The sequence below is a fragment of the Pseudoalteromonas sp. TAE56 genome, from assembly GCF_000497955.1.
GTDB lineage: Bacteria > Pseudomonadota > Gammaproteobacteria > Enterobacterales > Alteromonadaceae > Pseudoalteromonas.
The window spans coordinates 70,583-94,238 of sequence record NZ_AUTN01000069.1 but is presented as its reverse complement, the minus strand read 5'-3'; the positions used below and the strand labels follow the sequence as shown (position 1 = coordinate 94,238).

The following is a 23,656-nucleotide window of genomic DNA, read 5'->3' as shown; positions in this document are numbered from 1 at the left end:
ACAAACAGCACTGGTATAGTTAAATATCAGTGCTGTTTTTCTTCGTTTAATTGCATTTCAACTTATCGCTTTCGCAGTCTGTTTCGTCCAAAAATGTTTACAATAAGCTACCTTCTCAAAGCGACTTAGCGTATTATTCGGCTAATATAGTTTTTCCTTCTTTGAGGATGTATGCGTCTAGATATTCACTGTGCTGATCGAATTGGTATTGCTCAAGAAATCCTTAATATATTAGTTAACTACAGCGTTGATTTAAAAGGAATCGAAGTCGATTCTGTAAATTGTCGTATGTACGTTAGTTTTCCCGAAATAGAATTTGAACAATTTCAAAAAATTATGCCATCGATACGTTTAATCGACGGCGTACATGACGTGCGTACCACTGCATTTTTACCATCTGAGCGTGAACACAACGAATTAAATACTTTGCTACGTGCATTGCCTGATGGCGTTATCTCTATTGATGCTAAAGGTTGGGTACGCTTATGCAACGATGCAGCATGTAAGGACCTACAGTTAATTGAAAAAGAAGTTATTGGTGCAAATATTAATAACTTACTTAAAGGGTTTAACTTTACACGTTGGCTAGAAGGTAAAGAAGTGCTCGGGCAAACCACACGCGTTGAAGTGGCGGGTGAGGATTTTATTGCAGATATTTTACCAATTGCAGTCCCTCAAGGTAGTGAAGGTGATGTGCTTGCGGGTGCGGTTATTAACATTAAATCGCAAAGCCGCTTAGGGCAGCAGGTCAGTGCATTTAGACGCTACGGGCAAGAAAGCTTTGCGACTATTCATAACTTTAGTACGGCAATGCGCCGAGTTGTGCGCGAAGCACGCAAAATGGCGCAACTAGAAGCCCCTATTTTGATTACTGGTGAAACTGGCACAGGTAAAGAGTTATTAGCTCGCGCGTGTCATTACGCATCTAATCGCTCTGTTAAGCCTTTTATTGCGCTGTCGTGTGCTTCACTTCCTGATGATGTTGCTGAGTCTGAATTATTTGGTTATGCCGGGTACGAAGAAAACGCAGCGCCAAAGCGTGGTGTATTAGAGCAAGCTGATGGTGGAACTGTATTTTTAGATGAAGTTGGCGAAATGTCGACTCAACTACAAACTAAGTTACTGCGTTTTTTACAAGATGGTACGTTTAGAAAAGTAGGCGATGAGAACGAAGTTAAAGTAAATGTACGTATTGTTGCCGCTACTCAAAAAGACTTACCTGCAATGGTACAAGAAGGGGTTTTTAGAGAAGACTTATATTACCGTATAAACGTGCTTACTTTAGAAATAGCGCCACTAAGAGATAGAAAAGCAGATGTAGGACCACTTGCAGAGCATTTTATTCAAAAATATGCGCAACAAAATGGTCATGCAATTCCTGTTTTATCACAAGAGTGTTTAAGCTTTTTACAAGAGTATCCCTGGCCTGGAAATGTACGTCAGCTGGAAAATGCAATTTACCGTGCAGTGTCGTTACTAGATGATAGCGAGCTTCGCGTAGAGCATTTGCAGTTACCAACTTTTACTCATGATTTAGGGTATTTAGAGTCTGATTTTGAAGGCTCACTAGATCAAGCTGTTAAACGTTTTGAAGCGACTTTACTTCGCAAACTCTACCCTGCTTACCCAAGCTCACGTCAGTTAGCTAAGCGATTGGGCCTAAGTCACACCGCTGTAGCTAATAAGTTACGTGATTACGGGATTAATCGAAAAACAGTAAAAGTGTAATTGACTTAAAGAAATTAAAATATGGGGACTAATTTTTAGTGCCCATATTTTTTGTTACCCCATCAATTGCAATCGTCTCAATACCTTCTTCGTTAAAGTTCATTACGATACTGGCGTTATTACGAGTGAAAAAATAGCTACGGCCATTTAGCTCAATAACATAGTCACCTTTTACCGGATCGCTAAACTGCTGCTTTTTTAGAGTGACTGTATGTTCGCCAATTTGCCATTCAAACTCCTCAATAAACCCGTTATTAAATTCTTGAACCCATACTTGGCTGTCATCTTTTGAAAGCGTGATGGCGACAGAGTAAGAGCTAGGAATTTGCTCCATATTGTAACTTTTAGATCCAATAGTGAATTTCTCAGCTTTTTGCTGCCATTCAAAACCAAATTTAAATTCTTTAACTACACCGGTAGGGTAAGTTACTGAGCCTTTACCTGGTAACGAGAAATCGGCAAAAGCATTGTAGCTAGGGACTAATAGGGCCAGTGCAGCGATAATTTTTAGTTTTGATTTCATTAGCTATCTTTTTTATTGTAATAATGATTTAAGATTAAAGTAGAATATTCGTCTTCGCAAGGGGCTATGCTACACTCGAATAAATTTAACTGGTAAGACCTTTATTGTGAACTTATATATTCGACTTTTATTATTATTTTTCAAAATTAAACGCAATAAGCAATATCAAAATCTACTTGATACAGTAGATATTGATTACAAAGCTTTGCCGACTGATTGTGATATTAATCTACATTTAACGAACTCACGCTATCTTGCGATGATGGATTTATCTCGCACGTGGATGACGGAGCGTGTTGGCTTACTAAAGCAAATAATGAAGCGTCGTTGGTTTCCGATTGTTAACGCAACTGCTATTACTTATATCCGCGATATTAAACCTATGCAGCGATATACAATAAGTACTAAGTTAGTTGGCTGGGATCATAAATACTTTTATATTGAGCAAAAGTTTCACTCAGAGCGAGGCTTACATGCTATTGCTTATGTACGCGGTGTATTTAAAAGTAAAAAGGGTATTATAAGTATTGAAGAAATGCTTGAAGTTGCTGGTTTTGATGGGCAAACACCTATATTGCCAAGTGAAGTAATGCACTGGAAAGAAATGTTAGAGCAGAAAAAGTTAAGTAACCTGCCAAATCGCTAATACCCTACAAATGAGAAAAAAGGCCTTTCGGCCTTTTAACACACATTGTAATTGGGTAACTATGTACTACTTCATATATGCTTTAAAAGCTGTACCTAACACCAAACATAGCCACAACAGGGTCAAGCTCAACAGTTGATGTAAGCGATTTTGCACCATTAGCATAAACAGTGGCATCGGTATCAATATCCATAATTGATACCATAGCGTGTAAACCCCAGTTTTTATCAATTTTATAGTTAGCACCTACCTGAGCCATAAAGCCAAACGAATCATCTAACTTTACTTCTACATCGTCTGTTCCTAGTGTTGCTTTAAGTGCTTGAGAGGGTTGCTCATCAAAAAATGTAGTGTAGTTTATGCCTACGCCTATAAAAGGTCTTAGCGCATAGCTTGTATCTAAAAAGTGGTATTGTGCAACCAATGACGGTGGAAGTTGTTTTATATCTGCAATTTTGTTGCCTGCTAAGCCGTCTGCGCCATTTACATCGTGTGAAAACGGTGTTGCTGCTATCAGCTCTAACACCCATTGATCGTTAAATGCATAATCTACGGTGATACCTAGTTGAGTATCTGAATCACCTTTAAGGCCTAGCGTAGGTGCTTCATTAATCGCTGAGCTACTGTTATCAGGGTTTACGTTAATAGCGCCAACATTTACGCTAAAGTTAGCGTGTGCAGCTGGAGAGAGTGCTAATAAAGAGGTTAATAATGCGATGCTAATTTGAGTTTTCATGTTGTTCTCCAAGAACTACTGTTTGATTGGCGCTATTATTACCGAGCAATAAATATGAAAACCTGTTCTAGATCAAAGTTTAAAAAGCATTTGAAGCTTATAAAATATTTTATTGATTTAGATTAATTTTAGTGTCGTTATGCTTTTGTAAAGATTGACATATTTATTTAATTAACAGTCACATGAATATATTAAGGCAGGCACTGCCTTGCCATAATCTCGTGTTTAACCAAGGGCCTTAATAAACAAGAAAATATGTTTTTAGCAGGGTTCAAAAAATAATTAAAACAGCCGACACTTAAAAAAGTATTGGAAGACTTAAGTGCGATTGAGTCGGTTTGTATAATGAAATATAAACCGAGTATTTTATAATGCATAAAATACTCGGTGCACTGACTTTACTTATCAATAGTTATTCTAAATAACGTTTAGCTTTGTTTTCTTTCACACTTTTAAGATCGACTAATACCAATCCATCAATACAATTATTAAAATCGGGATCAATGCTAAAGCTTAAAAATTGTACACCGCCAGGGTTGCAAAGCTCAGTATATTGTTTAAATAAAGTAGGGACTTGAGCGCCCATATTAGCTAACACATGTTTTAACTCTACAAAATCTTCTTTAACATCGTTTCCATTAAAAAGAATATTGCATTGAGTTAGCTGTTGCTCAGTTAATTTAAGCTCATTATTAGGCGTAGCTAGTTCTATACTGCTTTTATAATAATGTTGATAGTAATAAACGAGCATGGCTTTGGCTTGCTCAGGTAGAGCGTTGGACACGCTTACAGCCCCAAATAAATATCTATACTGTGGGTAGTTTTTTATAAAAGCACCAATACCGTACCATAAATAGTCGAGACTCTTACGTCCCCAATACTTAGGTTGTACAAAACTTCGACCAAGCTCAATACCTTGGTGCAGATAGGGCGTCATAGCGTCGGTGTAAGAAAATAAACTATCGGTATATAAACCTTCACGTCCATGTTTTTGTATTATCTGTTGTGCGCAGGCTAATCGATAAGCACCTACTAGCTCTAGCTGCATAGGGTCCCACAGTACAAGGTGTTGGTAATCCATATCGTATTTATCTATATCACGACGCTTACCGCTTCCTTCACCTACTGCTCTAAATGCAATTTCTCTGAGGCGTCCCAACTCTCTAAAAATAGGTGAACTACCTACATATTGATATAAATGAATGTGCATGCCATCGTGTGTTTTACCCAGAAGCTGACATTGCTCAATTGCTCTTTTTAGTTCTTTTCTACACTCGGGCACAGCAATAGGTGTTTGTGTTTTTAGCGGCAGTGTTTTTTTAGTTGTAAGCCTATAAAGCTGCTTACGTATGAGGTTTACAATTTCTTTATCTTTAAGGTTTTCTATCAAGTAGGACTCAGGAGGGATAGAAGCACCAATTTCAAACTCTAAAGATTTTTGGCGCTGCTTAAACATTTCGGCCACTAATAGTAAACTTGCCAAAGGTTTATAAATCATTGATGTACCATAAAAAAGCGGACTATTTTTGGCTTTAATAAAAATAGGTAAAATGGGGCAGTTGGCTTTTTTTGCCATACGTAAAAAACCGCTATTCCATTTGCAATCCTTAATACCGGTTGGTCCTAGGCGCGACACTTCCCCTGCAGGAAATATAAGTAAGGCACCTCCACCTTTTAAATGGTTTTGTATATTACTAAGCTCTTGCTTTTTACTCATACCAGATAAGTTATCAACAGGGAGTAAAAGAGAATGCATTGCGCTGACCGACATTAACATGCGGTTTGCGACTACTTTTAAATCCTGCCTTACTGTAGAGAGTACTTTGATAAGTGCTAAAGCATCTAGTGAACCAATAGGGTGGTTAGCAACAATAACAAGTTTACCCTCGTTAGGAATATGTTCTATCTGCTTAGGTTTATAGCGCGTATCAAAATTGAGTTCATCAAGTACTTGCTCAACAAATTCTAATCCTTGTAGGTGAGGGTACGTATTACCAAAGGTGATAAACTCTTGTTCATGCAATAAGTAACCTAAGCCCTTTTTTACTAAACCTTTTACTTTTGGAGAGTTCTCTAGTTGTGGTAAGTTTGCTGCAATTACTTTATCAACACTTATCATATTAACCTCATATTCCGTTTGGTCTATTCGCTATACATGTAAGATTAAAAAAAGGGTGTGACAGTTACTTTGCAGTAGTGTGACTTTTTAAAGTACTAAATTATAAACTGTGAATTGCTAGGAGAATTTATGTCGGTATTGGTGGCTATAACGGGGCGCAACAACGAAAAGCTAATAACGAAGTTACAAGAGCGATTACCAAATACATTGATAGAGCAATGGCCTGATTGCAAAAACGCAAATAATGTGGATTTTGTACTTGCGTGGAATGCTCCTGAGTCTCTGTGGCCGCAGCTGCCTAACTTAAAAGCTGTGTCGTCATTTGGTGCAGGCGTAGACAGTATCGATTTAACATTACTCGACGAAAGTGTCGAAGTAGTACGTATTGTTGACATGCAACTAGCTGAAGATATGGCGGAATATGTACTTACACATGTCTTAGCTCAAAAATTACGCTTAAAAGAGTATTACACTAAACAAACACAGCAAACATGGAAGCCAAAACGAGCTTTTAGTAATAAACATGTTGGTATACTTGGATTTGGCGAATTAGGTAAAGCATGTGCGCAAAAACTTGTAACTAATGGTTTTAAAGTAAGTGCCTGGGCGCAAAGTAATAAAAACACGACTAATGTCGAGGTTTATTATGGCGATGAAGGACTTAGCGATATGCTTTCTGACGTTGACTACCTTGTATGTCTATTACCCCTTACGCAAGCAACTACAGGCATTATTAATCACTCAATGCTCGCTAAGCTACCTTCACATGCTGTTGTTATTAATGTGGCACGTGGCGCTCATGTGGTTGAGCAAGATTTATTAAATGCATTAAATAGCGATAGCTTACGCGCTGCTACCTTGGATGTTTTTGACCAAGAACCTTTAACGCAGAACCACCCTTACTGGGGAAATCCCAAAATAACACTTACACCACATTGTGCAGCGCTATCTGATTTAAATAGCGTTATAGACCAAATAGCCGATAATATTGAACGTTTGAATAAGGGCTTAGCACTCAATAATTCAGTGGATAGAACAAAAGGTTATTAGCTGATAGCTAATTAGTTTAAAAAACAGCTTGTTAACATTTGTAATTTTCATTAGTGTAAAAGATGTTCTCACTAATAAAAATATAAAGAGGGTGTTATGAAATCCAGTCAAAGTGGGGCTAAATTAAGCCTCGTTGTTATTTCAATTATCGTGCTAGGTGTTTCAGCTTGGTTTAATCAGGCTAACGCTGAAGATAGTCCATCTAAAACACAAACCCAAAGTGAATTAACAATAGCAGATTAACCTAGCTTATTAGGTATTTTCGGTTTTCGTCTTTCTTCTCGTTTCTCTCAACAGTACATGCTCAGCACCATTATTGTAGTGGTGCTTTAGTGGCGTTTAATATTGTCCTGATGCAACGTGTTTCTAATATTTTAAAAATTCGCAATAAAAAAGCCCAGCAATGCTGGGCTATTAAATATTCTAAGGAAAAGTTGTTAACTTTGGGTTACATTAAATTGCCCGAATGTATAAACTTTAAACAAGTAAAAAGTGTTGATCAACACTAAACTCATATTTGAAATAACGCTCGACGACATAAGATCTAGGCTAAATGATAAGAACAATAAACCACATGCACTAATGGCGGCAACGCGCAGCAGTGTTATCTGGTTAATAAAGAATGCACCTAAACCTAGTGCAAGTAGTGTAGTATTTAAAAGCCAATCTAGCTCGTTTAGCATGGTCGTTTCAATAGTTCAGTTGTTGAAAAAAGGAGCGCCATTATGTTGATCTTTTGCACACCTTTCAACCAAGTAATTTTAAATTTTCAGATTAGTTTTTTTAATGCTAAAAGTAACTGCCAATTGCCGAAAACAAACCATTGTCAGCAATTACTTGATACTTTTGACAGCTCTGTGGTTTTTGTAAATCACTGCATAAATAAAGGGATTCACGGCTAGAATCATAGTTGGGATGCAAGTTGGAATCAATTAAAGTAGCTCCGTAACCTAAAAGTCCAGGCCAGTAAACACTTTCACTTACCATCCCTAATTTTTTATAGGTGAGCAAGGTTGGTTTTGGAAAAGCTAAAATTATTACAATAACAATGGCCAGAGATATAAATAGCCCCTTTTTTGACTTTGTTTTTTGGCTAGTGCCATTGTTTATGTTTGTTTTTTCCTCTACGGGTATAGAGCGCTGAGTAGGGCGTTGCGGCTTTCTTTTTTGCGCTGTTTTTTTTCTTGTTGGTGCTTTACCTAGCAACGACTGTTTATTTGGGGTTTTAGACATAAAGCAAATCTGGCCTTTTTTCCGTAGGTCTCTATAATTAAATGAGCAAATTTATATACTAAGCTAATTATTATGATAACTTAAAGTTAGCTTATAGCCTACGAGGAATAAAGATGAATACGCAGCTATCAATTTTAATTGTAGATGACGTTAGCACAGTGCGTAGTTTTTTGAGCCAAACGCTCATGCACTTAGGGATAGATAACGTAAAGGAAGCATCTACTGCCTCACAATGTATTAGTGAGTGCCAGGCTGCAAATTATAATATCATTTTTTTAGACATAGAACTGCCGGACGGCGATGGCAAAGATTTGATTGCACAAATCAATGAATTAAGCCCTGAGACAAATGTTGTAATGGTATCTGCACATTCAGGTATTGAAAATGTTAAGGATGCAATTGATAAAGGCGCTAAAGGATTTGTAGTGAAGCCGTTTACACCTAAAAAAATAGCGGCAATGCTTAAGAAGTTTTATCCAGACTTGGAAAATGTATGACACTAATCTGTTTAAATATTTATGTCGACTGTTATTAAAGTACGAGTTTAAATCTTAGATAAAAAAAAACCGGCAAAAGCCGGTTTTTTATATTCTATCAAAAACAAATTATAGAGCTTTAATCTTAGCTGCTATACGGCTCTTATGACGAGCTGCTTTGTTTTTGTGAATTAGACCCTTAGTTGCGTAACGGTCTAGGATAGGTGTAGCAACAGAAAAAGCTTGCTGTGCAGCTTCTTTATCGCCCGCTTCAATAGCAACAATTACTTTTTTGAAGTAAGTGCGCATCATTGAACGACGGCTTGCGTTGTGCTGACGGTTTTTTTCGCTTGTGATAGCGCGTTTTTTTGCAGACTTGATGTTAGCCAAGGTTTGCTCCTAACAATCTTAAAATAAAGCTTAAATTAAAGGCCGTGGAATATGCCTGTTTCTATCATGGATGTCAATTTAAATTTAACAATCCAAGAAAAACTGCACCATATAACGAGCATCAATTTGCCGCTTTAGCAGTTAATATAGACATTGTAACAAAGCACAGACCCCCAGCCTAGTGCTTTAAAGCGATTTATAAAAAAGACTGTGGCATAATCGCCTATCTTGAGGATTTTTGAGTAGGTTTAAGGTGTCAAAAGGTTTATTTCGCTCTGGTATGATTGTTAGTTGTATGACTATGATATCGCGTATTTTAGGGCTCGTTCGAGATGCTGTCGTTGCCAATTTATTAGGCGCAAGTGCAGCGGCTGATGTTTTTTTATTTGCTAACCGTATTCCTAATTTTTTACGCCGTTTATTTGCAGAAGGTGCCTTCGCACAAGCATTCGTACCTGTGCTAAGTGAAATTAAAGAACAGCAAGGAGACGACAAAGTCAGACTTTTTGTTGCACAAGCAGCAGGCACCTTAGGAACCATTTTGCTAATTGTCACTATTATAGGTGTTGTTGCTTCCCCTGTTATTGCAGCATTATTTGGTACCGGTTGGTTTATAGATTGGTGGCAAGGCGGACCTAATGCCGAAAAATTTGAACTTGCAAGTTCACTACTTAAACTTACATTCCCTTATTTATTTTTTGTAAGCTTAGTTGCACTTAGTGGTGCGGTTATGAATGTGTATAACCGTTTCGCTGTTGCTGCATTTACACCAGTTTTGCTTAATGTTTCTATTATTACGTGTGCAATTTTTTTACATGATAAATTTTCAGTAGGTGCTTATGCACTTGCCATAGGTGTATTTGTCGGTGGTGTAGTGCAGCTACTATTTCAACTACCGTTCTTGTATCGCGCTAAAATGTTGGCGCGTCCGCGCTGGGCATGGCAAGACGAAAACGTAAAAAAAGTACGAAAACTTATGCTACCGGCTTTGTTTGGTGTCTCTATTAGTCAAATTAATCTGTTGCTCGATACCATGATTGCGTCATTACTGATGACGGGTTCAATTGCGTGGCTTTATTATTCAGACCGCTTAATTGAATTTCCGCTGGGATTATTTGGTATTGGTATTGCGACGGTTATTTTACCGGCGCTTTCTAAACTACATAGCAGTAAAAAAAGTAGCGACTTTCAGCATACTCTCGATTGGGGAGTTCGTTTTGTTATATTTTTAGGCCTACCAGCAATGGTAGGTTTGATGATCATCAGCCCACTTATTATTACCGTGTTGTTCGACCACGGTGCATTTAAAGAAGACAGTATTGATCATGTCAAAGCTGTAAGCTTAGGCGTAGTCGCATATTCGGTCGGTCTTGTAAGCTTTATGCTAATAAAAGTACTCGCTCCTGGCTTTTATGCTCGTCAAGATACAAAAACACCGGTGCGTATTGGTATTATTACCTTAGTACTTAATATGGTGTTTAACATTATGCTGGCTCCTTTCATTGGTTATTTAGGGTTGGCACTTGCTACTTCGTTATCGGCTAGCTGCAATGCATTTTTATTATACAGACAGCTTAAAAAAGAAAATGTATACCAGTTCTCATCAATGAGTATGCGTTTTACACTTAAATGTGTTGTTGCAAGTATTTTTATGGGAGCTGTCACATGGTTTGTGAGCAGTTACTATTATTGGGCTACATGGGCCTTTACACAGCAAGTAATATTATTAGTAGCGCTAGTGGCTTTGGCAGGTATTAGCTACTTTGCAATGCTATTTGTGATGGGCGTTAGACTAAATACGATAAAAAGTGTAGCAATTACTGAATCAAACTAAAAAAAAGATTATAATCGGCAACTCTGCGGCTTTAATCATTTTTTAGCCGTAATTAATAGCTCGCTAAACAAGGCATTAGGTGGCATGGAGTTAATTAGAGGTATACACAATATTCGCCCACACCATTTTGGTTGTGTGTTAACTATTGGTAATTTTGACGGCGTTCATTTAGGCCACGCAGAAGTATTAAAAGGTTTACTTAGCGATGCTAAAGCGCATAGTTTGCCTAGCACTGTAATGCTGTTTGAACCCCAGCCACAAGAGTTTTTTGCTAAAAACAATGCCCCTGCACGGTTAACGCGCTTACGAGATAAGTTACGTTTATTGAGTGATTTAGGTATTGAGCGAGTTATTTGCATTAGCTTTAATCAGCAATTTGCAAACATGCATGCTGAGCAATTCGTTAATGAGATTTTGATTAAAAAGTTAGGTGTTAAAGCACTTACTGTTGGTGATGATTTTAAGTTTGGAAAGCAACGCCAAGGTAACTTTCACTTACTTGCTAGCATGGGTAAGCAAGCGGGCATGGATGTAAAAAGCACCGCGAGCTTTCGTCAATTAAATGCTAGAGTAAGCAGCACTTTAATACGAGATGCTTTAGCATCCGGTGACTTAGCGAGTGCTAAAATAATGCTTGGTCACGATTATGCTATTTCTGGGCGTGTTATACATGGCTGGAAAAGAGGACGTGAACTCGGTTTTAGAACGGCAAATATAGCCCTAAAACGCCAAGTGTGTCCTGTCAACGGAGTGTTTGCAGTGCAAGCAACGATTGCAGGAAAACAGATTTTTGGAGTTGCAAATGTAGGTAATAAGCCGACATTTAATGGAACTCGTGCATTATTAGAAGTTCACCTTTTTGATTTTGCACAGGATATTTACGGACAATTTATGCATGTGGAGTTAATAGAAAAACTTCGCGATGAGAAAAAATTCGAGACATTAACACAATTAACGGCGCAAATAGCAACTGATGTTGCTGCCGCTAAGCAGTGTTTTGGTTTAAATCAGGTAGCCGATAGAGACGGAATGTAGGATAAATGAGCGACTATAAACATACTTTGAACTTACCGGAAACACCGTTTCCAATGCGTGGCAATTTGGCACAACGTGAACCAAAAATGCTTAAAGCATGGTATGAGGACGACCTTTATGGTCAAATTCGCAGCGCTAAGAAAGGTAAAAAAACCTTTATTTTGCATGACGGCCCTCCGTATGCAAATGGCGATATCCATTTAGGCCACTCAGTTAATAAAATATTAAAAGATATTATTGTTAAGTCTAAAACATTATCTGACTTTGATTCACCATTAGTTCCAGGTTGGGATTGTCATGGTTTACCAATCGAGTTAATGGTTGAGAAAAAAGTAGGCAAGCCGGGTGTAAAAGTTACTGCGAGTGAGTTTCGTGAAAAATGCCGTGCATACGCTAAAAAACAAGTTGAAGGTCAAAAAGTTGATTTTAAACGTTTAGGCGTATTTGCAGATTGGGATAAGCCATATTTAACAATGAACTTTGACTTTGAAGCGAATGCAATTCGTGTGCTTGGTCGAATTATTGAAAAAGGTCATTTGCATAAAGGCGCCAAGCCTGTGCATTGGTGTACAGACTGTGGCTCTGCATTAGCAGAAGCTGAAGTTGAATACCAAGACAAGCAATCACCAGCGATTGATGTACGTTTTACATTTGTTGAGCAAGATGCTGTTGTAAGTGCATTTGATTTGGCTGATGGTCACAAGGGTGAGGGCAGTGTTGGTACTGTTATTTGGACAACAACACCGTGGACGCTTCCAGCAAACCGCGCAGTAGCAGTACATGCTGATTTAGAATATGCATTGGTGCAGGTTGAAGATGAAGGCGTACAACAACGCCTAATTTTAGGCTCTGAGCTTGTTAAAGATGCAATGGACCGTTTTGGTTTTAATCACTTTCACGTACTCGGTTATGTAAAAGGTGCTGCGCTTGAAAACTTAACTGTAGCGCATCCTTTTTATGATTTTAATGTACCAGTGATTGTTGCAGAACACGTAACGACTGACTCAGGTACCGGTGTTGTACATACAGCACCAGGACATGGTCAAGAAGATTTCGTGGCTGGTTTAAATTACAACCTTGAAGTAGCTAACCCTGTTGGCGCTAATGGTGTTTATTTACCAGATACTGAACTTTTTGCAGGTCAGCATGTATTTAAAGCAAATGCGAGCGTAATTGAAGTATTAAAAGAGCACGGTGCATTAATGCATCATCATGCTATAACTCATAGTTACCCACATTGTTGGCGCCATAAAACACCCATTATTTTCCGTGCTACACCACAATGGTTTGTAAGTATGGATCAGGCTAACTTGCGTCAAGATTCTTTAAAAGAAATTAAAAACACGCAGTGGTTGCCAGAGTGGGGCGAAAGCCGTATTTCAAACATGGTTGAAAGCCGCCCAGATTGGTGTATATCTCGCCAACGTACTTGGGGTGTGCCAATTGCATTGTTTGCTGATAAAGATACCGGTGCACTTCATCCAAATACTCAAGAGCTAATTGAGCAAGCGGCACAGCTAGTTGAAAAATCAGGTATTCAGGCATGGTATGATTTAGAACCAGCTACATTACTTGGTGAAGAAGATGCCAAGCAATACATGAAAGTGCAAGATACGCTAGATGTATGGTTTGACTCAGGTGTTTCACACGCATGTGTTGTAGACGCACGTGAAGACTTGGTTGGTCCAGCTGATTTATACCTTGAAGGTTCTGATCAACACCGTGGTTGGTTTATGTCATCAATGATGACATCAGTGGCTATTAATGGTCATGCACCATACCGCCAAGTATTGACCCATGGTTTTACCGTTGATGAAAACGGCCGCAAAATGTCTAAGTCGCTAGGCAATGTTATTTCACCACAAAATGTGATGAATAAACTAGGCGCCGACATTCTTCGTTTGTGGGTTGCTTCTACCGATTACACGGCAGAAATGACTGTGTCGGATGAAATATTTAAACGCTCTGCCGATCGCTACCGCCGTATTCGTAACACGAGCCGTTATTTACTAGCTAACCTAAATGGTTTTGATCCAAAAACAGATCAAGTGGCTATTGATGACATGGTTGAGCTTGATAAGTGGATTGTTGGTCGTGCTGCTCAGTTGCAAGACGAAATTTTAGCCGCATACGATAGCTACCAAATGCTATTAGTAACGCAAAAGCTAATGAACTTCTGTACAGGTGAGCTTGGTTCGTTCTATTTAGACGTAATTAAAGATCGTCAGTACACAGCTAAGAGTGACAGCCATGCACGTCGTTCTTGTCAAACAGCGCTTTATCATATTGCAGAAGCAATGACGCGTTGGATGGCACCTATTATGAGCTTTACCGCACAAGAAATTTGGGAAGCTTTACCGGGTGAGCGTAGTGACTACGTATTTACATCTGTTTGGTACGATGGTTTACAAGCGCCAACAAATAGCCAATTTAGTAACGATGACTGGTTAGAGATTTTAACAGTTCGCGACGAAGTAAACCGCTTATTAGAAGCTGCACGTAAAGAAGAAGTCATTGGTGCAACGCTTCAAGCAACGGTTAATTTATTTACTGGTAAAGAGCTTGCCGCTAAATTAAATGCGCTTGGTGATGAACTGCGTTTTGTATTATTAACATCTGCCGTAAATGTTTCTGAAGTTGATAGTCAGCCAGCTGATACACAAGCTACCGAAATTGAAGGTTTGTTCATTAGTGTTGCTGCAACAGATGCTGCTAAATGTGAGCGTTGTTGGCATTACAGTGAAGATGTAGGTGTTAATCCTGCTCATCCTGAAATTTGTGGTCGTTGTGTAAGTAATGTTGACGGCGAAGGCGAAAAGCGTCAATTCGCTTAGGAGTTATTCTTAGTGAGCAAACTAGCCCAAAAAAGTGGTTTAGTGTGGCTTTGGTTGAGTCTATTACTATTAGTAATAGACTTTGCCAGTAAAACACTTGTTGTAGGGACTATGGCTTATCAAGAGTCGATAAACTTACTCCCTGTTTTTAGTATTACTTATGTGCATAACTATGGTGCTGCTTATAGCTTTTTAAGTGAAGCGGGTGGTTGGCAGCGTTGGTTTTTAAGTGCGATTGCCATTGCTATTAGTGCTTTACTTGTGTGGTGGCTAAAACGCTTACCTGCAACAAACAAAGTACTATGCGGTGCTTATGCACTGGTACTTGCAGGCGCTATTGGTAATTTATACGATCGTATTGCGTATGGTTATGTAATCGACTTTATTCACGTATTTTATAAAGACTCACATTTTCCGGTATTCAATATTGCTGATTGCGCTATTTGTATTGGCGCAGCGTTATTGTTATTTGACGCCTTTACCGGCGAGAGTCCGAAGGAGCATAAAGCATGAGCCAAGCTGTAATTGGTGAAAACTCGAAAGTTATTTTCCATTTTTCTATTAAATTAGAAGATGGCTCTGCCGCTGATTCTACCAAGGTGCACAACAAACCTGCTAAATTAACAATGGGCGATGGCAGCTTAACGGCAAACTTCGAAAAGTGTTTATTAGGTTTAACTGCAGGCGAAAGTAAAACGTTTGAATTAGAACCTGAAGATGCGTTTGGTCAGCCAAATCCAGATAATATTTACTACGTTGACCGCAGTAAATTTGGCCCAGAAACACCAGCCAAAGTAGGTGCAATTATTGCGTTTACTCAACCTGATGGCACTGAGCTTCCAGGTTTAGTTCGCGAAGTGCAAGGTGAGTCGGTAACGATTGATTTTAATCACCCTTTATCTGGTCAGCGTTTAACGTTTGAAGTTGATATTATTGAGGTGGAAGGTTAATGGAAATATTACTAGCTAATCCTCGCGGTTTTTGCGCTGGTGTTGACCGTGCTATTAGTATTGTTGAGCGCGCTCTAGATATTTTTGAAAAGCCAATTTATGTGCGCCATGAAGTAGTACATAACCGCTATGTGGTTGATGGACTAAAAAGTCGTGGTGCGGTATTTGTTGAAGAGCTTGATCAAGTACCTGACGACAGCATTGTTATTTTTAGCGCACATGGCGTATCGCAAGCTGTTCGTTCTGAGGCTAAACGCCGTGATTTAAAAGTATTTGATGCAACGTGTCCGCTTGTAACTAAAGTACATATGGAAGTTACACGTGCGAGTCGTAAAGGTATTGAGTGTATTTTAATTGGACACCATGGCCACCCTGAAGTAGAGGGAACAATGGGACAATATGATAACTCAGCCGGTGGCATTTATCTTGTTGAAACCGTTGATGATGTTGTTGCGCTTAATGTAAAAAATGCTGAAAATCTTTTTTATTGCAGCCAAACAACACTCTCAGTTGATGACACCGCAGATGTTATTGATGCACTACGCAATAAGTTTCCATCAATTGATGGACCGCGTAAAGATGACATTTGTTATGCAACGCAAAATCGTCAAGACGCTGTTCGTGACTTAGCTGATAAAGTTGATGTGCTATTAGTTGTTGGCGCTAAAAATAGCTCTAACTCTAATCGCTTACGTGAACTTGCAGATAAAATGGGCACAGTTGCTTATTTAATTGATGATGCAACTGATGTACAAGAACAATGGGTTTCGGGTTCTAAAGCTGTAGGCGTAACTGCGGGTGCATCTGCGCCAGAAGTACTCGTACAACAAGTTATAAGCCGATTAAAAGAACTTGGTGGTACGCAAGTTGTTGAAAACCCGGGCGAGATAGAGAATATCGTTTTTGCTGTTCCTGTAGAGCTACGTTAATTTAAATATATTAAACATTTAGATTAAAGGAGAGTCGTTATGAGCAAGTCACTTCAAAATGATGGTTTGCTTTTTTCGGCTCTTTTTAATGAGCGAGGCGTACTAGCTTCGCTTATTGTTTCTCAAGTTATTGCTATTGTTTTAGCTTTTGCACCTAATGTAGAAGGAGATATTTGGCTTCGGCTTGGGATCATTAGCTTGTTTATGCATTTAATTGTTTTATTCGGTACCTCTTCTTTATATTTTTGTAGAGCTTTTTTACAAAAACGTACTCAAACTTTTCAGTTAAGTATACTTTTTGCCTCTTTTTTATTATCTACCTGTATTTTTAGTATTTTATTTTCTCATTTTGCTTTTGATATAGATGATACAAATAACCTAATTTATTTCACACTTCGCAATTGTATTATAGTGGCTTTACTGGCTGCTTTATTCGTCCAGTTTCTATTAATTCATTTTGAAAAAGAGCAACAAACTAAAGCACTCTCTCGTGCAGAACTTGATGCCTTACAAGCTAGAATACGTCCTCATTTTTTATATAACAGTTTAAACACTGCTGCAGAGCTTACCCATCATGATGCAGATGCGGCAGAGCAAGCCATTTTAGCTTTAGCCGCCTTATCGCAGGCTGCAATGCACTCGGGAAAAAATGTATCTCTTGAAGATGAAATAACGCTGAGCAAGCAATATATCGCACTTGAAACATGGCGGTTTGGTAATCGCTTAAGAGTTGATTGGCAAATACCCAATACACTGCCGGCATTGAGTATTCCTTGCTTAACCCTGCAGCCATTAATTGAAAATGCAGTATGCCATGGTGTTGAAACAAGTGAGCATGGTGCTGAAATAAAAGTAGAGCTACATATCACTACCGGCTATATAACCATGATTGTTTCTAACCCTATAACAATTTCTAACGCTCAAACTAGGCCTAATAACGGAATGGCGCTTGAAAACATTCGCCAGCGATTAAATATTTATTATAAAAATAAAGCGCAGCTAACAATTACTAATAAAAATGATGTGTTTAGGGTCAAGGTCGTTATCCCTAAGCTAATTGAGGGCAGTGTATGAATGTACTCATTGTTGATGATGAACCTCTTGCGAGATCTCGCTTAATCCGTTTGTTAGCACACGATAAAAGTATAGTTGTACAAGGTGAGGCAAGTAATGGTAATGAAGCCCTAGTACTTGCTAAAAATCAAACGCCAGATTTGATTTTTTTAGATGTTGATATGCCCGGTATGAATGGTTTACAAGTTGCGAATGAGCTCAATAGTTTAACTCTACCGCCCGCTATTGTTTTTATAACTGCCCACCCTGAGCATGCTTTTGATGCACTACAATTAAGCGCTGCAGGTTATTTAGTTAAACCTATTTCAGAGCAATCATTGCAAAAGGTGCTTAAGCAAGTTGGGCGTTTAAATAAAGTACATATTCAAAAACAAAAAAATGTAAAAGTGTCTTATCAATTAGCGGGCACCCTTCGTAGTGTTGATATAAATGATGTTTTGTACTTTAGTGCAGAAGAAAAATATACCAAAATGATATTCTCCGGTGGAGAGGCTTTGCTTGAGCAAAGTCTAAAGCAATTAGAGCTGCAATATCCCACATATGTTTTGCGAATTCATCGCAATACAGTAGTTAATAAACAAAAAGTAGTTGCTTTGCATTCAAAAGGGAGTGGGCATCATGTGATTGAACTGCAAGGGTGCAGCGAGTTATTACCTGTGAGCCGCCGCGAGCTTAAATTAGTTAAAAATACGCTTTAGACTTATTTTGCAATTAAGTTGCCTCTGACTTAAATGCATTTACGTTTAATTACTACTGTTTTGTTGAATGAGTCGATTTAATTAACCGTTTATCAACAAATATAACCGCTTGTCTTAGTCCTCATTGATTCCTAAAATAAATAGCATAAACTTATAATCAGATAATTTTTATTTGGTTTTACTATGCAGTCATCTCAAACAAAAGTGCAAAGAGGCTTCACTCTAATTGAAGTGTTAATTGCATTTATTATTCTTAGTTTTGGCCTGTTAGGCGCAGTTGCCTTGCAAGCAAAAGCAAAGCAAGCAAGCTTTGATTCTATGCAGCGAGCTGCTGCAGTTGCACTTGGTAATGATATTGTGCAGCGTATTCGTGCCAACGATACTCCTCAAATAGCGGGACTATATACACAGACATTTGATAGTGAAACTGCTACTACAACCTCGCAGGCGTGCTTTACAAACACTTGTAGCGCAGCGCAAGTTGCGGCGTTAGATCTTGAGCAGTGGAAAAGAGCTATAAGAGCTCGAGAAAATACGGGAACTTTAGATGGTGCTACCGTATGTATTGCACCTACCGCAGTTGCTGGTTCGGGTGGTAAAGCATTTAATTTAGAAGTAATTGTTTCGTGGCAAGGTCGACAAGAGTTTAATGCAAATGATGCTACTGGCGCTATAAAGTGTGGAACGGCTGACAAAAAGCGCCGCTTAGTTGTATTAACTAGTTACATTTACCTTAGGAGCTAACATGAAGCAAAAAGGTTTTACACTTGTAGAAATGATGATTTCATTATTTATTGGTGGATTAATACTAGGTGGCGTTATGTTCACCTATATAGGTATGAAAGTAACCACTAAAGATACGATGACTATTGGTGAACTTCAAGAATCAGGGCGCCTTGCAATTAACATAATGCAACGTGATATTGAACAAATTGGCTTTTGGGGAACTTATTATGACGATTCGTTCACCGCAATAAACACAGATACACTAGCAAACCCTGGAACAGACTGTTTTGAAGGATTAAATAATGGGAGTTTCCCTGATTTTGCTACAGCTAGTAATTTTAGAACTATTTACGCAAAGGTTGCTGGCGAATCAAAAGAGCTTAACTGTCTAAATAATCCGATTAAAAGCACTGATATTATTCAATTAAAATTTTTACAAGGCAAGAGTTTAACAGTTAGTGCAGTAACTAATGAGACTCAGGCCGATGAAAATTACTTTGTAGCTGAGCAAGAGAAAGCTCAATTTTTCCGTGGAACGGTTAACGCTGCAACTCTTAATGTTAATGCAACTGTTTGGCCTTATAGCCATCATGTTTATTATCTATCAGAACAAACTTATAAAGTTAATAATAAGAATTTAACTGTACCTGCATTAATGAGAAAGCGCCTGGTTGCTGGAAATATCAACACAGAAACTATTATGGAAGGTGTTGAGAATATGCGGTTTGTTTTTGGTCTTGATACTAACAGTGACAATCGTGTAGATACCTACCGAAGTATTCAAGATATGAAGCATACAGATTGGGAAAATCGTAAAGGTATTTTAACTGTTCAGGTATTTTTATTAATACGCGCATTGCAGCCAGATCCAGGAGTTAAAATTAAAAACCAAACTTATACATTAGGTGAAGATGAAGATAAGCGTGTATTAACATTTACCGATAATTTCAGACGTACTGTATTTACTACTACTATTCGATTAAATAATGTTGGATCAAATTTATGGCGTATTTAAAACAATCACAAAAAAAACAGCAAGGTGTAGTTCTAATTACAGCTTTAATAATGGTTATTGCAGTGACCGGTATTGCTGTAACACTTATGAGCAGTAGTAGTATTGATATTAAAATTACCAATGCAGCACAAGAGCGCGAAGTAGCCGAAAATGAACTCATTGGTGAAGTGCAGCGCATGATCTCTGATGAGGCAAATCAAGGCGCTAATAATCAGTTCTTCCTGACTCCAGATGAAGTAACTGCAATCGCGGATGGTGATGACAAAGGTATGGTGATTGCAAATCATGCAGATATGCAAAGCAAAATGACTAACCTGAACAAGGGGGCGCTAGATTTAGAATGTCCTCGACGTTTTAATTTTACAGCAGGTATATCGTGCAATATGTTGCAGGTCGCCACCACAATAGAATATGGATCTAAAAGTAAGCATGAACTAACTATTGTTACAGGTATAGCACAAGAAATGGCCAGCGTAAGCAAGGGGATTTAAGATGAAATTTAAATTAAACAAAGTGTTAGCCTCTTTGCTTGGCTTAACAATAAGTATGTCGGTATTCGCTGAGGATATTGAGCTTTATGTAAATCATGATGTAGAGACAGACGAAAATCCAAGAGTGTTAATGATATTTGATACATCAGGGAGTATGGCTTGGGATGTTGTAGATGGTGGCCAGTGTTATCGCCGTTATCAAAATGGACAGTTTTATACATCTGATTGTTTTAAAAGCCAGACTTATTTCAATTATACACAACAGTGCTATAAATCTGTAAATGGATATGCTCAAGCTGTTTGTGAGGATAGTCGCTTATTAGTGGCAAAAAATGCAGTTAGCCAACTTATTACCGATAATGATGATATTGACTTTGGTTTAATGAGATTTAAAGAAAGCTCAGGTGGTTATGTATTAGCAAGGCTTGGTGCTAACAAAAACACTCTACTCAATGAAGTTGACGATTTACCTGCAAGTGGCGCAACGCCTTTAACTGAAACATTATGGGAGGCATATAGATATATTACTGGTCAAAATCTTGACTTTGGATACGGGGTTAATAACAGAGATAAAGCTGCTGATGCGAGTGGCACTTATAAGTCACCATTTAAAAAAGAAGCAGGAGACCCTCTCAGGTGCGATAACTCAATTAATATTATTTTGATGACAGATGGTGACCCTACTAACGATAGTGGACGAAATAATTATATACAAACGGTCCATAATAACTTATTTAGTGATTCAGCTCCTTTTGTAACTGGTGATTATTCTGATAGTTATTTAGTTGCTTTAGCAAAAATAATACACGGAACAAATAATACAAAAGTAGATTTATACTCCGATACAAGTGATGTATTAGATACTGGCAGAGTGTTCACCATTGGCTTTGGTACAGGAATGAGTGATGGCGGCATTGACTTGCTAGAGAAAGCTGCATCAGTTGGTGGTGGGCAGTACTTAGAAGCTCGAACTTCAGAAGCTTTATCAGAGGCATTAAAAAATACGATTTCGAGAATTAGAGAAGTAAACGATAGCTTTTCTTCGCCGTCAGTAGCTAGTAATAACGTAGATCAAACTCGTAGTCGTGATGCTATTTATTTCGCGATGTTTTACCCTGAAACGGGTGCTCGTTGGCGCGGTAATCTAAAAAAGTTAAAAGTATCTGGAAGTCAAATTGTTGACTCTAAAGGGCTTTCGGCACTTGATGAAAGTGGCTTAATAGATGAAAGTGCAAGAACTTTTTGGTTACCAAGCGATGAGCTCGCAGATGGTAACTTAGTAGCACAAGGCGGTGTTAACCTTCATTTAACAACATTAGATTCAGATAGTCGTAATTTATACACTGATAATCAGGGTTCTATAGTAAATTTCAATACCTCAGTTGTGAGTGATATTCTCAATTTAGTCGATAACAATCCGCTAAGTTTATCGAGCAATGATATCAAGTGGGCTATGGGTATAGACGTTGATGATGAAGATGCTGATGGTTCTAGCGTTGATCAACGTAAAGACATTTTCGGTGATCCTCTGCATTCTAAACCTGTTGCAATCGATTATGGTAATGATGATATTCGAGTTTTAATAGGAACTAATGCTGGCTTTTTACATATGTTTAAGGATTCAGATGATAGCGTAAGTGAAAGTTGGGCATTTATACCGTCTGCTTTATACAACATTATTGAACCTCTACGTGAAAATCAAGCCGATACGAAAGTATATGGTATGGACGGTCCTATTAGTATTTACTTTGATAATAAAAACTTAAATAGTGATGGTTTAAATGACGGTATTATTGATGCGAGTGGCGACGATAAAGTGTGGGCTTTTGCAGGAATGCGTCGCGGTGGTAAAAATTACTATGGACTTGACATAACAAACCCGAATATACCGAAAAAATTATGGGACGCTCCAATCGAAGGTGGTAAAGGTGATTTTAAAGAGCTTGCGCAAACATGGTCAAAGCCACAAATAGCCTACATTAAAGCCTTTGGGGATAAACCCTTATTAGTTTTTGGTGCTGGTTATGACACTAATAAAGACGCCGCTATACGTAGTGAAGATAATATAGGGCGAGGTATCTATATTGTTGAAGCTGAAACCGGTAAAAGGGTGTGGGCATTAACACCCGATATTAATGGCTTTAAAGGTAAACACAGTATTGCGGCTAATATAACGACACTCGACTCAGATTATGATGGATATATAGACCGAATTTATGCGGCAGATACCGGAGGTGATATTTGGCGCGTAGATATGCCTGGTAGTAATACTAGCGAGTTTAGCCACTTTAAATTAGCTGAGCTTGGTAGTAATAAAGCAACTGAGGACCGACGCTTTTTCTATAAACCACTCGTAGCACGTACAATTTATAGCAAAGTAAGCGAGTCAACAGTTAATGGCAGCACCGTTATAACACGCTTAGATACACCGTATGATGCCATAGTTATCGGCAGTGGTAATCGCTCAAAACCAACTGGTACCAATGAAAAAGATCAATTGTTTATGATCAGAGATGAAAATACGGTTAGTAAATCATATAAAACGAATGCTCCAGATACTATTGTACCTGCTGATTTGATGCAAATGAACTCAGATCCATTTGGTAATGCGTTAGATGACGTTGATGATTTTGTTGATTTGGAAGTCGATTTAGCTAAATTTAATGGCTGGNAAAAGTCGCTAGCTGCTGCTACCGTTGTTGGAGGTGTTGCTTATTTTACAAGCTTCACACCTGCATCAGATACATCGACTGAAAATCAATGTTCGCTAAGTGGTGGTGGTGGTTCTTTATACGCTTTTCACTTACATTACGGTACTAAGGTGTATGACGACCTTAAATTTACAACCAGCTATGATGTACCAGATACACCTCAGTTATACTTTGGTGAAAGCCCTTCATGTGTAGATGGTAATGGCGATGGTAAATGTGATGACGACCCAACAGTTGACGTAATACAAGAAAGTCAGTTTTATTTAATTGGGCCTGGTATCAAAGGTGAAAATGCGGAAAATCCAATGAAACCTGTAGAAATAAAAGGTCCTGGTTTAACTGTCGTTGATGGTAAAGTTGTGTTAGTTAATGACGATGCTGTAGGATTTGGCTTTAAAACCCAACAAACATATATCTATAAACGTGAAGAAAATGACGAAGTTAATAATTAAGGAAAT

General features: G+C 38.3%; 23 protein-coding genes. 17 read left to right on the top strand and 6 right to left on the bottom strand.

Translation table 11 applies throughout. From position 1 onward, the window contains the following. Window positions 1-171 precede the first annotated feature (171 nt). Complete coding sequence (tyrR, locus tag L656_RS0105620; protein ID WP_002958215.1) at window positions 172-1,728, top strand: transcriptional regulator TyrR; 1,557 nt, start codon at window positions 172-174, stop codon at window positions 1,726-1,728. Window positions 1,729-1,756: 28 nt separating this feature from the next. On the opposite strand, the gene L656_RS0105615 is transcribed toward tyrR, so the two are convergent. Next, window positions 1,757-2,251, bottom strand: coding sequence for a hypothetical protein (locus tag L656_RS0105615; RefSeq protein WP_024596632.1), 495 nt, complete (start codon window positions 2,249-2,251; stop codon window positions 1,757-1,759). Between the two features lie 106 nt (window positions 2,252-2,357). Here L656_RS0105615 and L656_RS0105610 point away from each other — a divergent pair, with 106 nt between their 5' ends. Further along, window positions 2,358-2,897 carry a thioesterase family protein gene (locus tag L656_RS0105610; RefSeq protein ID WP_024596631.1) on the top strand — a complete coding sequence of 180 codons (540 nt, stop codon included), beginning with the start codon at window positions 2,358-2,360 and terminating at the stop codon, window positions 2,895-2,897. Between the two features lie 82 nt (window positions 2,898-2,979). On the opposite strand, the gene L656_RS0105605 is transcribed toward L656_RS0105610, so the two are convergent. Both L656_RS0105605 and L656_RS0105600 read right to left on the bottom strand, forming a co-directional pair. Next, window positions 2,980-3,633 (bottom strand): OmpW/AlkL family protein, encoded by a 654-nt coding sequence (locus L656_RS0105605; RefSeq protein WP_024596630.1) that lies wholly within the window; start codon window positions 3,631-3,633, stop codon window positions 2,980-2,982. Window positions 3,634-4,045: 412 nt separating this feature from the next. Further along, complete coding sequence (locus tag L656_RS0105600; protein ID WP_024596629.1) at window positions 4,046-5,752, bottom strand: lysophospholipid acyltransferase family protein; 1,707 nt, start codon at window positions 5,750-5,752, stop codon at window positions 4,046-4,048. A gap of 129 nt (window positions 5,753-5,881) precedes the next feature. On the opposite strand from L656_RS0105600, the gene L656_RS0105595 reads away from it, so the two are divergent. Together L656_RS0105595 and L656_RS1000000123245 are read left to right on the top strand one after the other, a co-directional pair. Further along, window positions 5,882-6,802 (top strand): 2-hydroxyacid dehydrogenase, encoded by a 921-nt coding sequence (locus L656_RS0105595; RefSeq protein ID WP_024596628.1) that lies wholly within the window; start codon window positions 5,882-5,884, stop codon window positions 6,800-6,802. A 96-nt stretch (window positions 6,803-6,898) separates the two neighbouring features. Continuing rightward, complete coding sequence (locus tag L656_RS1000000123245; protein ID WP_002958221.1) at window positions 6,899-7,045, top strand: hypothetical protein; 147 nt, start codon at window positions 6,899-6,901, stop codon at window positions 7,043-7,045. Between the two features lie 194 nt (window positions 7,046-7,239). Here the strand turns inward: L656_RS1000000123245 and L656_RS0105585 are convergent, their stop codons facing one another. Then, window positions 7,240-7,485 (bottom strand): hypothetical protein, encoded by a 246-nt coding sequence (locus L656_RS0105585; protein ID WP_002958222.1) that lies wholly within the window; start codon window positions 7,483-7,485, stop codon window positions 7,240-7,242. Window positions 7,486-7,591: 106 nt separating this feature from the next. Beyond that, complete coding sequence (locus tag L656_RS0105580; RefSeq protein ID WP_024596627.1) at window positions 7,592-8,035, bottom strand: hypothetical protein; 444 nt, start codon at window positions 8,033-8,035, stop codon at window positions 7,592-7,594. Window positions 8,036-8,148: 113 nt separating this feature from the next. On the opposite strand from L656_RS0105580, the gene L656_RS0105575 reads away from it, so the two are divergent. After that, window positions 8,149-8,532: a response regulator gene (locus tag L656_RS0105575; protein WP_002958224.1), complete on the top strand. Its 384-nt coding sequence runs from the start codon at window positions 8,149-8,151 to the stop codon at window positions 8,530-8,532. A 108-nt stretch (window positions 8,533-8,640) separates the two neighbouring features. Here the strand turns inward: L656_RS0105575 and rpsT are convergent, their stop codons facing one another. Further along, a complete protein-coding gene (gene rpsT / locus L656_RS0105570; protein WP_002958225.1) occupies window positions 8,641-8,901 on the bottom strand; it encodes a 30S ribosomal protein S20 in 261 nt (86 codons plus the stop codon). A gap of 295 nt (window positions 8,902-9,196) precedes the next feature. Between rpsT and murJ the strand changes: the two genes are divergently transcribed. The 12 genes from murJ (at window position 9,197) to L656_RS0105510 (ending at window position 23,650) form a co-directional block, all read left to right on the top strand. Further along, complete coding sequence (murJ, locus tag L656_RS0105565) at window positions 9,197-10,735, top strand: murein biosynthesis integral membrane protein MurJ (protein WP_033013385.1); 1,539 nt, start codon at window positions 9,197-9,199, stop codon at window positions 10,733-10,735. Window positions 10,736-10,819: 84 nt separating this feature from the next. Continuing rightward, complete coding sequence (ribF, locus tag L656_RS0105560; protein WP_024596625.1) at window positions 10,820-11,770, top strand: bifunctional riboflavin kinase/FAD synthetase; 951 nt, start codon at window positions 10,820-10,822, stop codon at window positions 11,768-11,770. Window positions 11,771-11,775: 5 nt separating this feature from the next. Then, window positions 11,776-14,604 carry an isoleucine--tRNA ligase gene (gene ileS / locus L656_RS0105555; RefSeq protein ID WP_024598449.1) on the top strand — a complete coding sequence of 943 codons (2,829 nt, stop codon included), beginning with the start codon at window positions 11,776-11,778 and terminating at the stop codon, window positions 14,602-14,604. A 12-nt stretch (window positions 14,605-14,616) separates the two neighbouring features. Further along, the gene (gene lspA, locus L656_RS0105550) at window positions 14,617-15,117 is read left to right on the top strand and encodes a signal peptidase II (protein WP_007376920.1); all 501 of its coding nucleotides are present in this window, start codon (window positions 14,617-14,619) and stop codon (window positions 15,115-15,117) included. Then, entirely contained in the window at window positions 15,114-15,554 is a 441-nt protein-coding gene (gene fkpB, locus L656_RS0105545; protein WP_024598448.1) for an FKBP-type peptidyl-prolyl cis-trans isomerase, read from the top strand. Before lspA ends, fkpB begins: the two co-directional genes overlap by 4 nt. After that, complete coding sequence (gene ispH, locus L656_RS0105540; protein ID WP_024598447.1) at window positions 15,554-16,483, top strand: 4-hydroxy-3-methylbut-2-enyl diphosphate reductase; 930 nt, start codon at window positions 15,554-15,556, stop codon at window positions 16,481-16,483. The genes fkpB and ispH overlap by 1 nt, the downstream gene beginning before the upstream one ends. Before the next feature lie 39 nt (window positions 16,484-16,522). Continuing rightward, entirely contained in the window at window positions 16,523-17,557 is a 1,035-nt protein-coding gene (locus L656_RS0105535; RefSeq protein WP_024598446.1) for a sensor histidine kinase, read from the top strand. Continuing rightward, window positions 17,554-18,255: a LytR/AlgR family response regulator transcription factor gene (locus L656_RS0105530; protein WP_024598445.1), complete on the top strand. Its 702-nt coding sequence runs from the start codon at window positions 17,554-17,556 to the stop codon at window positions 18,253-18,255. The genes L656_RS0105535 and L656_RS0105530 overlap by 4 nt, the downstream gene beginning before the upstream one ends. A 183-nt stretch (window positions 18,256-18,438) precedes the next feature. Beyond that, window positions 18,439-18,999 (top strand): type IV pilus modification protein PilV, encoded by a 561-nt coding sequence (pilV, locus tag L656_RS0105525; protein ID WP_024598444.1) that lies wholly within the window; start codon window positions 18,439-18,441, stop codon window positions 18,997-18,999. 1 nt (window position 19,000) lies between these two features. Further along, entirely contained in the window at window positions 19,001-19,996 is a 996-nt protein-coding gene (locus tag L656_RS0105520; RefSeq protein WP_024598443.1) for a PilW family protein, read from the top strand. Next, complete coding sequence (locus L656_RS0105515) at window positions 19,984-20,487, top strand: hypothetical protein (RefSeq protein ID WP_024589418.1); 504 nt, start codon at window positions 19,984-19,986, stop codon at window positions 20,485-20,487. Before L656_RS0105520 ends, L656_RS0105515 begins: the two co-directional genes overlap by 13 nt. 1 nt (window position 20,488) lies before the next feature. Then, entirely contained in the window at window positions 20,489-23,650 is a 3,162-nt protein-coding gene (locus tag L656_RS0105510) for a pilus assembly protein (RefSeq protein ID WP_024598442.1), read from the top strand. Window positions 23,651-23,656: the final 6 nt, after the last annotated feature.